11 protein-coding genes are annotated in these 14,798 nt (G+C 51.7%); 2 read left to right on the top strand and 9 right to left on the bottom strand.

The window, feature by feature from the left end:
- Nucleotides 1-104: 104 nt before the first annotated feature.
- The 9 genes from putP to NY07_RS02505 form a co-directional block, all read right to left on the bottom strand.
- Nucleotides 105-1,556 (bottom strand): sodium/proline symporter PutP, encoded by a 1,452-nt coding sequence (putP, locus tag NY07_RS02465; RefSeq protein WP_033537728.1) that lies wholly within the window; start codon nucleotides 1,554-1,556, stop codon nucleotides 105-107.
- A 308-nt stretch (nucleotides 1,557-1,864) separates the two neighbouring features.
- Nucleotides 1,865-2,569 (bottom strand): DUF3379 domain-containing protein, encoded by a 705-nt coding sequence (locus NY07_RS02470; RefSeq protein WP_033537729.1) that lies wholly within the window; start codon nucleotides 2,567-2,569, stop codon nucleotides 1,865-1,867.
- Entirely contained in the window at nucleotides 2,562-3,125 is a 564-nt protein-coding gene (locus NY07_RS02475; RefSeq protein WP_033537730.1) for a sigma-70 family RNA polymerase sigma factor, read from the bottom strand. The genes NY07_RS02470 and NY07_RS02475 overlap by 8 nt, the downstream gene beginning before the upstream one ends.
- Nucleotides 3,126-3,208: 83 nt before the next feature.
- Nucleotides 3,209-4,840 carry a BatD family protein gene (locus NY07_RS02480; RefSeq protein ID WP_033537731.1) on the bottom strand — a complete coding sequence of 544 codons (1,632 nt, stop codon included), beginning with the start codon at nucleotides 4,838-4,840 and terminating at the stop codon, nucleotides 3,209-3,211.
- Nucleotides 4,834-6,873 carry a vWA domain-containing protein gene (locus NY07_RS02485; protein WP_033537732.1) on the bottom strand — a complete coding sequence of 680 codons (2,040 nt, stop codon included), beginning with the start codon at nucleotides 6,871-6,873 and terminating at the stop codon, nucleotides 4,834-4,836. Before NY07_RS02485 ends, NY07_RS02480 begins: the two co-directional genes overlap by 7 nt.
- Nucleotides 6,870-7,874 carry a vWA domain-containing protein gene (locus NY07_RS02490; RefSeq protein ID WP_033537733.1) on the bottom strand — a complete coding sequence of 335 codons (1,005 nt, stop codon included), beginning with the start codon at nucleotides 7,872-7,874 and terminating at the stop codon, nucleotides 6,870-6,872. Before NY07_RS02490 ends, NY07_RS02485 begins: the two co-directional genes overlap by 4 nt.
- A complete protein-coding gene (locus tag NY07_RS02495; RefSeq protein ID WP_033537734.1) occupies nucleotides 7,862-8,356 on the bottom strand; it encodes a DUF4381 domain-containing protein in 495 nt (164 codons plus the stop codon). Before NY07_RS02495 ends, NY07_RS02490 begins: the two co-directional genes overlap by 13 nt.
- Nucleotides 8,357-9,286: a DUF58 domain-containing protein gene (locus NY07_RS02500; RefSeq protein ID WP_033537735.1), complete on the bottom strand. Its 930-nt coding sequence runs from the start codon at nucleotides 9,284-9,286 to the stop codon at nucleotides 8,357-8,359.
- Nucleotides 9,286-10,242, bottom strand: a complete 957-nt coding sequence (locus NY07_RS02505) for an AAA family ATPase (protein WP_033537736.1) — start codon at nucleotides 10,240-10,242, stop codon at nucleotides 9,286-9,288. Before NY07_RS02505 ends, NY07_RS02500 begins: the two co-directional genes overlap by 1 nt.
- A gap of 410 nt (nucleotides 10,243-10,652) precedes the next feature.
- Between NY07_RS02505 and fadI the strand changes: the two genes are divergently transcribed.
- Together fadI and fadJ are read left to right on the top strand one after the other, a co-directional pair.
- A complete protein-coding gene (fadI, locus tag NY07_RS02510; protein ID WP_033537737.1) occupies nucleotides 10,653-11,963 on the top strand; it encodes an acetyl-CoA C-acyltransferase FadI in 1,311 nt (436 codons plus the stop codon).
- Between the two features lie 4 nt (nucleotides 11,964-11,967).
- Nucleotides 11,968-14,088: a fatty acid oxidation complex subunit alpha FadJ gene (gene fadJ / locus NY07_RS02515; protein ID WP_033537738.1), complete on the top strand. Its 2,121-nt coding sequence runs from the start codon at nucleotides 11,968-11,970 to the stop codon at nucleotides 14,086-14,088.
- The last annotated feature ends 710 nt before the right edge of the window (nucleotides 14,089-14,798 follow it).

Consider the following 14,798-nt stretch of genomic DNA (forward strand, 5'->3'; position numbering starts at 1 on the left):
TGCAAATTATCGGTAAAATTTTCGAGGTATAAAAAAAGCGTACACGTGTACGCATTTTTGATCTAACGCTCATTTTTAATACAAATGAGCGTTAACTGATATGTTTACAATTTTTGACTAAATTGCTCGAACTGTTCGCGGGTGCTGCTCTCTGGCTTAGAGATCAGGCTGACCAAGATGCCCGACAGCATGGCGAATACAAAACCGGGTAAGATCTCGTAGAGATCGAAGATGCCGCCGCTGGTCTGTTTCCAAAGTACTACGGTAATGGCACCAACGATAATGGTGGCCACAGCGCCATTACGGCTGTAATCGCGCCAGAAGAGTGACAGGATGACGACAGGGCCGAATGCCGCGCCGAAACCAGCCCAGGCGTAGCTGACCAGGCTGAGCACACTACTTTCTGGGTTTAATGCGATAATGCCCGAGATGATGGCGATGGCCAGTACGCCTATACGGCCAATCATCATCAACTCTTTACTGCTGGCTTGGGGTCTTAGCCACTTCTTGTAGAAGTCTTCAGTGATCACACTGGAGCAAACCAGTAGCTGAGAGTCTATGGTACTCATGATGGCGGAAAGAATCGCCGCGATCAGCAAGCCACCAATCCAAGGATTAAAGGCTGCATGGGCCAGATGAATAAATACCGTTTCTGGGTTATCGATTGGCTGGTCGGCAAAATAGAGGGTGCCAGCAAGGCCTGTAGCCAAGGCGCCGATGAGAGCGACAATCATCCAGCTCATGGCGATACGGCGAGACACCTTGAGATCATCGGCACTGCCAATGGCCATGAAACGCGACAGTATGTGCGGCTGACCAAAGTAGCCTAGTCCCCAAGCCAGCAGAGATGCCAGACCGATAAGTGTGGTGTTGTCGCTAATCAGGGTCAACATGGCAGGATCCAGACTATGGATGCCGTTTTGAGTCTCTGGTTGGCTGAAAATTGCCACGGGTACGATCAGCAGGGCGATCAGCATTAGACAGCCCTGGAAGAAATCTGTCCAGCTCACGGCAAAGAAACCGCCAACGAAGGTGTAGGCGACTATGATCCCCGAGCCGATAAGCAGAGCCAGGTTGTAATCTAGGCCAAACACCTTTTCAAATAAGATGGCGCCGCCCACCATGCCTGATGAGGTATAGAAGGTGAAAAACACTAAGATGGTGACCGCCGACACTAACTTGAGCACAGATTGCTTGTCTTCGAAACGCTTCTCGAAGAAGTCTGGTAGGGTGAGGGCGTTGTCGGTGAATTGGGTGTAGATCCGCAGACGTTTGGCCACAAACAACCAGTTTAACCAGGCGCCAAAGACCAAGCCTATGCCGATCCAGGCTTCACCTAAGCCGCCCAGATAGACGCCTCCGGGTAAGCCGAGCAGCAGCCAACCTGACATGTCAGAGGCGCCCACGCTAAGAGCGGTTACGGCTGGCCCCATAGAGCGGCCACCCAAAATATAATCGTCGACTGAGTCGGTTGCTTTATATGCCCAAAGGCCAATGCCCATCATGAGGACGAGGTAGCCGAAAAAGGTAATTAAAATGGGTAATTCAATATTCATGCTTACGCCGTATTATTGTCATGCCAGTTAGCACCCTATTTAAGGCCGCAGCCCGCGACAGCAGTGAGTTGGCATTTTTGTTTTAAGTTGGCCTGCTATGCTAGCAGATGTTTGAGCGTGAGCCCAAATATGTCGTGAAATGTGATCATGATCTTGGCGAGATCGGTCGATAAATTGTCAGATATAGGCGAGTTGTTTTGGGTTTGTTGTGCATCGTGAGGGCTTGTTGTGCTTTTGTGTGGCACTTTGTTTGTGGGGGCTCAAAGCGTCCCCCCCAGCTTAATCGCTTAACCTTGGTAAAATCAGGCCTAGATAAACGACTCTTTTACTTCATCTCTGACATAGTCCAGATCTTTGGCATGCTCTGCGACCAGCAACACATAGGCATTTTCAGACTTGAAGCCCATGCCCTGATAACGCTTGTCGGCGAAGGCCTCCTCGAGCACCATGCGATCGTCGAGCGGTACGATAAACAGAGTGACTTTGCCTTGCTTGCCCTGAATCACCAGGTGGATGCTCTTCACGCCTTGGAAGTCGCAGTAAGTGCTAAAGAGCACTCGTCCCGGTTGTTCGGTAAACTGCGCCTGGTTGAGGCTGCTTAGCGAGGCCAGTTGAGTATTGATTTCGTCGACACTGATATTTTGCTCGCTCTGCATCGCTACCTTTTCGTGGTAGACATGGGTCAGCGCATGCTGACCTAGGTCCACAGGTGCCAGTCGCATCAGGGTGAAACTGATGCCAGCGATAAAGGCAATAGACGCCACCAGAGCCAGAGTAAAGCCAGTCTTGCGGCGATCGACCTGATGCTGATGCAGCTGCTGATTCAGTAGTAACTTGGCCTCAAGATCTTCGGGAATATCGACTTTTAACGCGGCTTCGAGTTTGTTATCTAATAGCTTGAGATCGTTTACAAAGGCAGTGCGCTCGCTCGATTCATGCATCGACGCAAGAAACTCGTCATCTTGACGATGTGGATTTTCATAGGCCTCGCGGCGGAATTTTAGCTCATCCATTGGAGCGCCCCCTGGTGTGCGTGTCATCGAGTATCTCTTTTAGCTGATTTCTAGCGCGAAATAAGCGGGTCATTACGGTATTACGATTTAGATCTAGGATGCCGGCAATCTCTTCGCCGCTGAAACCACCAATCACCTGTAATACCAGTGGTTCGCGGTATTCGGCTTCGAGCTTTGCAATCTGGCGTCTTAGCATATGCTGCTCCATATTCTCCTCACTGGACGAGGAGATATGGTCGGCAATATCGGCTTGATCTATGTCCGAGTAATCAAACTGCTTACGTTCGAAACGGCGCGCATTTTCCCGGCGTAAAATCGTGATCAACCAAGCCTTGGCGGCCTTATCATCTTTTAAAGACTCAAGAGAGCGCCAGGCACGTAAAAAGGTTTCTTGAGTGATATCTTCAGCGATATGTTTATCGCCACACAGCCAATAGGCGTAGCGGAACAGATCGCCATGAAGTGCCCTGACAAGGCTATCGTATCGTCGTTGTTTATTCAGCATGTCACTATTGACCGACTTTTTCGGTTTTATATTTCGTATCACGCTAAACATTTTTTACTCGCAGCATAGGAAGGGGGTTGGTGCGCCAATTGTTTCGACTACGTTAACGCTATTGGCGCACCAGAGGCAAGTTGTTAGAGCGGATTTAACGGACTCAAGGCAGATTGTGTGCTTGTTTGGGTTGCTGCAGGTACATTCCTCACCTGTTTGATCACGTTTTCGGCGTCAAACTCAGCACCGGCAGGACTATAACCTTGACGCTGAATAGCCGCTATTGCCTCGGCAAGTTGAGGATATTGCGCCGCGATGTCAGACAGACTCAGTGGTTTACCGGCAAGTTGGCTCATATATTGTTGCAGGGCAACCAAGGTCTCACCGCTGCGACCTGCGCGGCAGGCATTTTCAAATTGGTTTAATGCTGACGATGGTTTGGAAGCTGCAGCTGCTGCTGGCTCAATCGCGCCCTTGCCTTGACGGTAACTTTGGTAGTGGCGATACCAAAGCAGTAGGCTGGCTAACCACGCCAGTGCCAGCGCCGCGCTCACATAGGGCCAGAAGTTGGCCGAACCGGCGCTTTGGTTGACTAAGCTCACCTGGCTTGGCACCGGTGCGTTGTTGGCCGGGGCGACAAGGAGTGTGCGAGCCGGTAGGGTGGCATACTCCTGTTTACGAGTGTGGGTGTTCCACCAAGGGATGCGGATCTCAGGCAGGGTATAACTGCCGGGTTGTGTGGGCACAATCGCCGTAGTCTGGTTTAGCTGCGCCACCACCTGTTTTTCGCGCACATAGGTTTTGCGCTGTGGCTTCTCAGGATAGCTTTTAAAGGTATCGGGTAGTGCCAGTGCTATCTCGGGTAAGCTAGTGTCGTCGGCGTTGGATGCTAATAGGCTGATGTTGCGGGTAATAGGTACGCCAACTTGAAATTCTTGATCTTGCGGCCAATCTTCTTTTAGCACTACAAGATCGCTTGCCAGCCAGTCGCCTTGATAGCTATCGGGGATAGGTAATACGGTGATCTCGCTCGGGGCGGCTTTGGCCTGCATGGGGCGACTTTCGTTAAAAGAGAACATGCCGCCGCGACGGGAGGACTCTACTAACACATCACCTGAAAAGCTCGCGCCCGAGAGTGACAGGTTGCCGGGCTTGTCGGCGATCAGGCTATAGGTTCGTTCGATCACTCGGTAGCGTCTGCCATCGATGATCTCATGGCCATCGACATCATCGCCTAGCTGCTTGAGCTGGGCCCCCTCGACATTGGGCGCGCTGAGTACTCCTCGCTGCAACTCGACACCCAGGTAGAGCTTAACCTTATAGGTGATCAACTGACCCACATAGGCAGTTTCGGTGGAGACGTTGCTGCGAATAAAGAGGTTTTTCATCTGCTCGGGTTGGCTACCCGGCGCCACCACCTTGAGATTGATAGGGTCTGAGCTGATGTTGTCTATGGTCATCGCCGGGATCACTATTGTGCCGGTCTTTTTAGGTGCCAGGAGGATCTGCCAGCGAGTTTCTTTACTGGCATCGAAGTTCATGATCTGGGTGCTGCGACTGACGCTGGTGCGTCCGACAATAAAGTCTTTCAACAGGGCGCTGGTATCCAGACTGGCATTGTCCACATCGTCATCGGCCTTGATGCTGAGCACCAGATATTCGCCCTGAATCGCCGGGTTTCTGTCTACCGAGGTTTCTACCTTGGTCAATGCATAGGCTGGGCTCGATAAACAAAGTGCCACACAGGCTAAGGTCAAAAGGTGTCGTATTACCACTGTTGATTGTCCTTTATGGTCGCGCCTTGACGGCGGCGTTTTTGATATTCCAGTTGCATCTTGTTGCGCAGCAGCACCTGAGGATCGTCAATCACCCCGGTGAGGGCGCGTTGCATCTCAGGTGGCAGCTCCTCGGGGGCGATGACATTGCTCATGGCGGCGTTGGTTTGCGCGTCTGTCTCACCTTGTTCATCTGACTCGCTGGGGTTGCCCTGTGCCATATCGGCTTGAGCATTCGACCGCTCGCTTTCAGCTTGATGCTCTTGAGCGGCTTGCCCAGACTTGTCCGCTTGCTCGGGATCGGCGCTCATTTGCGCATCATTATTTGGCGATGACGATGACTGCTGCTCGCCAGACTGATTTTCATTGTCTTGAGATGAGCTTTCCTGATTGTTCTTAGCTGATTTATCTCGCTCAGAGTCGGCCTGCTCGGATGAATTGCCGTCACTAGATTGAGATGGCTCACTATTTTGGTTTGCCTGCTGCTCGCTCTCTTGTCCTTGACTCTCTTGTCCTTGACTGTCTTGGCCTGCGTTGTCTTGACCAGCGCCGTCTTGGTTAGCATTGCCTTGCTCACCATTATCTTGATCGGCGTTTTGCTCAGATTGCTCTTGCTGAGACTTTTCCTGTTGAGCGTCCTGTTGACTCTCATCCTGATCAGATTGCTCTTGCCCGTCTCCATTTTGTGTTTGTTGCTCTTTGAGCTGCTTAGCCAGCTCAAGGTTTTGCTTGGCTTGGGTCAGCTGAGGATCTTTATCCAGTGCCTGCTGATAACGCTCAATCGCCTTGTCGAGGTCATTGAGCTGCATCAGGCTATTGCCCTGATTGTATAAGCCATTGGCGGAATCATCTTGCTCGAATAGTGCCAGTGCCTGCTGATAGTCACCACTTTTATAGAGCGCTGAGGCTTTCCATTGGGGCGAGTTAAACAGCTCTGCAGCCTGCTGATGCTGGTCTGCCTGATAGGCCTGCATGGCGCGTTGATCGTCCGTGCTGAAAGGGTGTTGCCAGCTGATGGCCTGTGCCTGAGGGCTCGGCGCTAATACCAGAAAACAGGCAATCGCCGCGAACGCCTGCCTGAAACTCAGCAGGACTGGGAGCAGCAAAAGCAAGGTGAGATAAGGGCCAAGATCTTGCCAGGTTTCTCCTTCTAGCTCAGAGGCCTTAGCATCTGTCTCCTGGCTTAGGCTATCAATGAGGGATTCGAGGTCTTGGCCATCGGCGCGATAGCTAAATAGCTTACCACCACTTTGGTTGGCCAAGGTGCCAAGCTGATTGAGATTCGTTTTGCTCACCACTACCTGATCGCTATTATCCCTCATTAATTGCCCATCGGGCAGGCGGATGGCTGCGCCCTGAGTTGTGCCCATTGCCATTATCGACAGGCGATACTGGCTGTCTGCCAATAGCGATTTAGTGTCACTAATCTGTTCAGGGTTGATCCCGTCAGTCACTAAGATAATCTCGCCTTTGAGATGACCGCCCTGCAGTAGTAATTGCTTGGCCTGACTTATCGCAGCGGGCAGATTAGAACCCAATACCGGCATGATCTCAGGTGAGAGGGTCGGTAGCAGGTTGAGTAAGGTGGCCTTATCCCGCGTGAGTGGGCTGATGATAAAGGCATCCCCGGCATAGGCGACCAGGCCGGTTTCGCCCTCTTTAAGGCTCTTGATCAGATCCGTCGCCTTAAATTTGGCCTGTGTTAGGCGGTTGGGCGCCAGATCGGTCGCATACATGGAAAGTGACATATCCATCACTATCACCCTGCCAAGGTTTGACTCAAAAACCGGCAGGTTTTGCTTGGTCAGCGCCGGGCCGGACAGCGCCAGGACCCCGACCAGCCAGATGAAGCTGATGAGACCTAATTGACCTTTTTTTGTGGTCGCCTGACCGCTGACCAATACTTTGGCCAGATGAGGCGCGATATAACGATTCCAGCTTGAGGCCTGATATTGCTGGCGTTTAAGTTGCCAGAGCAATAGCGCGAGTGGAATAAGGGCTAAAAGCCATTCGGGGCGGAGAAAATGGATCATGAGCCTCTCCGGGGGAAGCGTTGAACTAAAGCCTGCACGGCAGCAAGGCGGGTTAACATCATCAATACACTGATCAGCATAGCCAAGGCTAAGGGGTAAAAGAAGAGCTCGGCTTGGGGGCGATAGCTGAGCTGATCGCTGTCGGTAGGTTCGAGCTTATCTATCTCTTGGTAGATCCCCTGCAACTCGTCTGAATTGCGTGCCCTGAAATAGCGGCCATTGGTTTTTTGCGCCAGTAGGGTGAGCTGGTCTTCGTCAAGATCCATCGACGGATTGACCCGCTCTTTACCGAATAGGGTGCGACGTTCCAACACCTCGGCGCCCACGCCAATAGTGTAGATAGTGATGCCGCGCTTAGCGGCGATATCGGCGGCTTGCTCTGGAGTGATACTGCCAGAGTTATTGGAACCATCGGTCAGCAGAATCAATACGCGATTACTCTGCTGCGCCTTGTCGAAGCGTTTAACTGCCAGAGCGATGGCTTCACCAATGGCCGTCTGTTTACCTACCAGGCCAATCTGGGCCTCGGTGAGAAACTGAGCAACCGAGCGTCTGTCTTGCGTGAGGGGCGCTTGTAGGTAGGCGTGATCGGCAAACAGGATCAGCCCAAGCTTATCGCCCTTACGGCGCTCGATAAACTCGTTCATGACCTCTTGCACCATGGTAAATCTGTCGACCGTCTTGCCCTCAAGCACCATATCTTCAATCTGCATACTGCCTGACAGATCCACCGCCAGCATAAGATCCCGGCCTTTACTGGGCAGCTCTATGGCATCACCAACCCAGAGCGGGCGGGCAACGGCGATAACCAGCAGCGACCAGAGTAGCCAGTAGGGCCAGCGGGCGCTGGGATTGGCGCTGTGTTGACCTATGGCGCGGGTGTCTGCGACGCCTGGCAGTTGCAGTTGGCCACCCTTGACCTGAGCAGTTTGTTTGCTGCGGGCGAAGATCAGCGGCAAAGGGAGCAGGAGTAATAACCAGGGCCAGGCTAGCGTGAACATGGCGCCTCCTTGCTCTGTTTTAGGGGGAGGGCCTGTTGCAGCCAGGCTTGAGCGCCCGCGAGTAATTGCGATGCCTCATCAGTCGATAGCTCTGCTGACTGGAAGCGTTTTTCTAGCAAGGTAGCCAGGTGAGGGTCTATGCCGGGCACCTGCTTTTTAAGCCAGTCATACCAAGCTGCTCCTTGCAAAGAGGCGACCTGCTCCCGCGGCAAGTAACTCATGGCGCTGCGTTTAAGCAAGGCGTTGACGCTATGGGGCAGCTGGGGATCGCTTGCCTCAAGTTGACTGAGCAGCTTTAAGGCCTCACGTTTGGCGGCCAGGTGTTTACGTCTGCGCTTAAGATAGATAACAAGGCCACAAACGACTAGCAGTAGCAAAAGTGCCAGCAGGTAGTAGCCGTAGGCGAGGGGCCATAGCCCGATAGGGTCAGGGGTAATAATATCCTGCATTGCAGCCAGGTCGGATTGCGGAGCCACTTGCATCTACCTCAAGGCTCCCATCTGCTGATTTAAGGGCTGCGCCGCACTTATGGTTCTCGGGCGTGCGTTGATCTGATTCATCATGGTGATAAATCCTTGTTGCTGTGTCTGTTGCTGAGCGAGCCAGGCGTTGTAGCTGCGTCTATCTAGCATCAGCTCCTTACCGCCATCTCTGACAGGAAACTGAAACTGAGATGGCAGTTTCAGCGTGCCTTGACTGAGTGGGTCAGTGAGTAAAAACGCCCCAATGTCGCAATGGCGTTTTAGCTCACTCAAAGGCCCTAAGCATTGCGGACTAAAATGACTGCCATCACTGATGATCCAGATGAGTGAGCCAGGTTTGGCGATGCGTCTGAGTCGCTGGCAGGCACTGAATATATGGTCTGGCTGTTTGGTCGGGTTGGCCATCTGGGCCAACTGGTGTTGATGTACCTTTTCGACGGCCGAGATCAACGCCAACATGCCGGTTTGTCTGCTGCGGGGCTTAAGCTCTAGGTGTTCTGCCTCGCTGGCAATCAGCGCGCCTAAGCGATCGCCATGGCCTACCGCGGCCCAGCCAAGGGTGGCGGCCAGATGGGCGGCCTGAACCGACTGAAGCATTAAGCTTGAGCCGAAATAGAGGCTGTGGCTGAGATCCAGCAGTAACAGCACCGGACGTTCACGCTCCTCGACAAACAACTTGGTATGGGCCTTGCCGGTTCTGGCAGTGACCCGCCAGTCTATGGTGCGCACGTCATCACCGCTTTGGTAATGGCGCACCTCGGCAAACTCCATGCCGCGTCCCTTGATGCTGCTGGCTCTGTGTCCGGCCAATGCGGCTCGCGCCTTGGTTCTGCGTTCGGGCAGGGCTCTGGCCAGATTTTGGCAGGCTAGCAGCTCTTTTTGATTGAGCGACACACCATCGGCAAACAGGGGTAAAGCATTCTGTTCCATTAAGGCACCGCAACCTGACTAAGGATATGGTCGATCACCTGATCGGCACTTACGCCTTCTGCCTGCGCCTGATAGCTCAGCAGCAGACGATGGCGCAGCACATTAGGGACTACGGCTTGAATATCTTCAGGCGAGACAAAGTCGCGCTCCATCAACCAAGCGCGGGCACGGGCACAGCGCTCGATGGAAATCGTTGCCCTGGGGCTGACGCCATATTCCAGCCAGTTGGCGAGCTGATCGCTATATTGCTGTGGCTGCCGGGTGGCCATCACGATATTGACGATATATTGCTCCAGCGGCTCGGCCAGATAGATATCCAATGCCGCTTTTCGGGCGGCGAAGACTTCCTCCTGGGCGATAGGCGCTACCTTAGGAAGCTGCTGAGTAATGGCTTCACTACGTGATAAGCGCATGATCTCAAATTCGGTTTCAGCACTCGGATAATCCAAATTCAGGTGCATTAAGAAGCGGTCCAGCTGGGCTTCTGGTAGGGGATAGGTGCCCTCGTTTTCCAGTGGGTTTTGGGTTGCCATCACCAGAAACAGCTTAGGCAGTTTATAGCTTTGTTTACCCACAGTGACCTGGCCTTCGGCCATGGCTTCAAGTAAAGCTGATTGCACCTTTGCCGGGGCGCGGTTGATCTCATCGGCCAAAATCAAGTTGTGAAAGATAGGCCCGGCTTCAAATTCGAAAGTAGCCGTTTGGGCGCGATAGATATCGGTGCCGGTCAGATCGGCCGGCAGCAGATCTGGGGTAAATTGAATACGGTGGAAGTCACCCTCAACGCCATCGCTTAACGCTTTAACCGCACGGGTTTTGGCTAGACCTGGCGGGCCTTCAACCAATAAGTGACCATCGGCAATCAGTGCGATCAGTAAGTTTTCGGTAAGAGTGGGTTGACCCAGGATCACTTTATCCAGGTATTCACGTAATGCATGAAATCGACTTAACGGCATGATGCTACTCGGTATTATTTAATTGTGTGAGCTGTAGACAGCGTGTTGAGTAAAAAATTCAGTGGTAAATGGTTTATCGCACTCCATGACTTAAGCAGAGGGCCTGCTAGGATTGGGCTGTGCCAATTTCCATTCAGCAAATTAAGTTAACATGCTTAAACGGGGATTTAAACCAGAGTTAGCCGCAAAATTCGCTTTTATTAAACATTGTTAATCAACATCTTTTTCGATATTTGTTGTTTAAAAACCAAACGGGTGTTTAAAACCTTGAAATAAGAAGTTAGAATCAGATCACACTTTGATGGTCTGACCTGTTGTGAAGCTGTTACAAAAGGAGAACAACGGGGTAGGGAAGAATAATAACGGCGTTAATAGAAGCGTTTCTATCAGACGCGTCACGAGGGCAAAAGATGAGTGAATTACAGCAAGTAAGGAATGCGAAGGGTGATCGCATCGCGATAGTGATGGGGCTAAGAACCCCTTTCGCTAAGCAGGCGACCGCTTTTCATGGGGTGTCGGCGCTGGATATGGGCAAGATGGTGGTCAATGAACTCTTGTCTCGCAGTGAATTAGACCCGAAAGAAATTGAGCAGCTTGTTTATGGTCAGGTGGTGCAGATGCCTGCAGCGCCTAACATCGCCCGCGAGATAGTGTTAGGGACTGGCATGGACGTCTCTACCGACGCTTACAGCGTAACACGCGCCTGTGCTACCAGTTTTCAGTCAACGGTCAATGTGGCCGAATCCATCATGACGGGCAACATCGAGATAGGCATTGCCGGCGGTGCCGACTCTTCGTCTGTACTGCCCATTGGTGTATCAAAGAAGTTAGCCCACGCCCTGGTGGATCTGAATAAGGCCCGCAGTTTAGGGCAGAAATGGTCAATTATCCGCCGTCTAGGGCTCAAAGATCTTTTACCCGTTCCCCCTGCGGTTGCCGAATACTCGACCGGATTGTCTATGGGACAGACTGCCGAGCAGATGGCAAAGACCTACAATATTAGCCGCGCCGATCAGGATGCGCTGGCGCACCGCTCTCATACCCTAGCGACAGAGACCTGGGATTCAGGCCATCTACGTGATGAAGTGATGGTGGCTCATGTGCCGCCTTATAAGTCCTTTATCGATAGAGACAATAACATTCGTGAGAACTCTTCTCTGGATTCCTACGCTAAGTTGCGCCCGGCATTCGATCGCAAGCACGGTTCGGTAACTGCAGCTAACAGTACGCCGCTAACCGATGGTGCTTCGGCGGTACTACTGATGAGCGAGAGTCGCGCAAAGGCGCTCGGCTATGAGCCTATCGGCTATATCAAGAGCTATGCCTTTAGCGCCATCGATGTGTGGCAGGATATGTTGATGGGGCCTTCCTATGCAACGCCACTGGCACTGAAACGTGCCGGTATGGAGCTTGAAGATCTGACTTTAATCGAGATGCACGAGGCCTTTGCGGCGCAGACGCTCGCCAATATGCAGATGTTTGCCTCGAAGAAGTTTGCCAAAGAGAAGCTTGGCCGCGACCGCGCCATCGGCGACATCGATATGACTAAGTTTAACGTTCTAGGTGGCTCATTGGCCTATGGCCATCCCTTTGCGGCAACGGGTACCCGTTTGATCACTCAGGTATGTCGAGAGCTAAAACGACGTGGCGGCGGCACTGGCCTGGCAACGGCTTGTGCGGCAGGTGGTTTAGGTGCAGCAATGATAGTAGAAGTGGAGTGATCTCATGGAAAAGAGTTTTACATTAAGTCGTCTCGATAGCGGCATCGCTGTGCTGACCATGGATGTGCCGGGTGAAACCATGAATACCTTGAGGGCCGAGTTTGGTCCTGAGATCTGTGAGATGTTGGCCGAGATTAAGAGCGATGCCAGTATCCGCGGTGTGGTGATTATCTCGGGTAAGAAAGACTCATTTGTTGCAGGTGCCGATATTTCCATGCTTGATGCCTGCAGCACAGCAGGCGATGCGCGCGAGTTATCCAAGCAGGGCCATGAGGTGTTTTTCGCGCTTGAGTCGTTAACCATTCCTGTGGTTGCGGCCATAAATGGTGCCTGTCTCGGCGGTGGTCTTGAACTGGCGCTTGCCTGTCATCAACGTGTCTGCAGTGATAGCAACAAGACCATGTTAGGTCTGCCTGAAGTTCAGCTTGGCTTGTTGCCAGGTGGCGGTGGAACCCAGCGTCTGCCACGTTTGGTAGGCATTGCCAAGGCGTTAGATATGATGCTGACCGGCAAACAGCTAAGACCCAAGCAGGCCCTGAAATTAGGCTTGGTAGATGATGTGGTGCCCGAGTCTATTTTACTGCAAACGGCAGTCGAGATGGCACTGGCTGGAGCACGTCCGGCTAAGAAGCGCAAGGTCTCTTTGGTTGAGAAGCTGTTAGAGGGCACGCCTGTGGGGCGTAACATAATCTTCGATCAGGCACTTAAGCAGGTTAACAAGAAGACCCAGGGTAACTATCCTGCGCCAGAGAAGATCATCGACTGTGTACGCCAAGGCATGACCAAAGATATGGTGAAAGGCCTTGAGGTGGAAGCTCAGCATTTTGGCGATCTGGTGGTTTCTAGCGAGTCTGAAGCCTTGAGAAGCATCTTCTTTGCGACCACAGATATGAAGAAAGAATCTGGCGCCGGTGATGTATCGCCTAAGGCCGTCAACAAGGTGATGGTATTGGGCGGTGGTTTGATGGGCGGCGGAATCGCTTCTGTCACTACTACTAAGGCCAAGATCCCTGTGCGGGTGAAAGATATCAGCGAAACGGGTTTGAGCAATGCGCTCGCTTATGCCTATAAGTTGCTGGCCAAAGGGGTTAAGCGTCGCCATATGACTCCGGCTGTTCGGGATAACCTGATGGCGCTGATGACCACGACTACCGAATATAAAGGCATCAAAGATGCGGATATGGTGGTGGAAGCGGTATTTGAAGATCTCAATCTAAAACATCAGATGGTGAAGGATGTTGAGCGTGAATGTGGCGAACATACTATTTTCGCCTCGAATACTTCCTCATTGCCGATCAAACAGATCGCCGAGGCTGCTGAGCGTCCTGAAAATGTAATTGGTTTGCACTATTTCTCACCAGTAGAAAAGATGCCACTGGTTGAGGTCATTGCCCATGAGAAAACTTCGCCTCAGACCATTGCTACCACTGTGGCCTTTGCCCGTAAACAGGGTAAGACGCCAATCGTGGTGAAAGATGGTGCCGGTTTCTACGTTAACCGTATTTTGGCGCTCTACATGAATGAGGCGGCGAATCTGTTGTTAGAGGGGCAGAGTGTCGATCATCTGGATAAAGCGCTGGTGAAGTTTGGTTTCCCTGTAGGCCCCATGACCTTGCTTGACGAAGTGGGTATCGATGTGGGAGCTAAGATCTCGCCCATTCTTGAAAAAGAGCTTGGTGAGCGCTTTAAGGCGCCCGCAGCCTTTGACAAGCTACTCGCTGACGATCGTAAGGGGCGTAAGAATGGAAAAGGCTTCTACCAATATGGTAACAAAGCGAAGAAGAAACTGGTCGATGAGAGCGTCTATGGTGTGCTTGGACTAACTCCTGCTACAGATAAAGAACCAAGAGCAGTTGCCGAGCGTTGTGTCATGCAGATGCTTAACGAGGCGGTTCGTTGTCTGGAAGAAGGGATCATTTCCTCGCCAAGAGACGGTGATATCGGTGCGATTTTTGGTATCGGATTCCCACCATTCTTAGGTGGCCCTTTCCGTTACATGGACTCGTTAGGTGCGAAACACTTGGTTGAGACATTAAAGCGTTACCAAAGTGAGTTTGGTGATCGTTTTACGCCTTGTGACCGATTAGTCGAGATGGCCGAATCTGGTGCTAAGTTTTACGATTAATTAATTTTGAATTTAACAATGCGGCAACATGATGCCGCATTTTTTTTTGCCCTAGGATATTTTTTGCCTGTTTTTTGTTCAGATATTGGTTGGGTTCAGGTATGATGCTCAGCTGATTTTTGCGATTTTTAGTTTCTTTAGCGCGGTTGTTGTGAGGTATTTTCTGTGATGGTACTTATTCTTAGTGTGTTGACTGTGAGCAGTCTGGCGATGGGAAACCTGGCATTTCGAGCTGGTCTAGGGGTAAAGCGTTGGGCCGTCTTAGGGCTTGTGTTAGGGCCTGTTGCTTATCCGCTACTGAGTACCCACAAGCGTTTCGCGCTAAAGCGAGTGCAGGGTAGGCATAGCGTCGCGATTAAAGTGTGATGTCTTCGCTATTCTGCCTTATAGCCCAACTCGTTTACCTAAGTGCAGATAAAGCCCATTGTGATTCCCTCTAGTGGAATATCGCAGGATCAAAAAAGGAGCTCTTGATAGCTCCTTTTTTATGTGTCTGGTTTTACTAAGAGGGTGAAATTCAATTAATTCCACCAACCTTTAGCAGGGATCACTTCTAGGTGATTTAGGCCTTCAGGTAGCTGTACCTTCTTGCGCTCTGGTTTGTGAGTAAGTCCAAGAGCTTTTTTCAATGAATCTAACATAATCATTCTCCTTAAGACTTAAGCAACGGCTGAGTTGATGAATTTGATGTTTGGGATGCTAGCCAACTG

The organism is Shewanella sp. ECSMB14101, from assembly GCF_000773485.1.
In the GTDB taxonomy this organism is placed as follows: Bacteria; Pseudomonadota; Gammaproteobacteria; order Enterobacterales; family Shewanellaceae; genus Shewanella; species Shewanella marisflavi.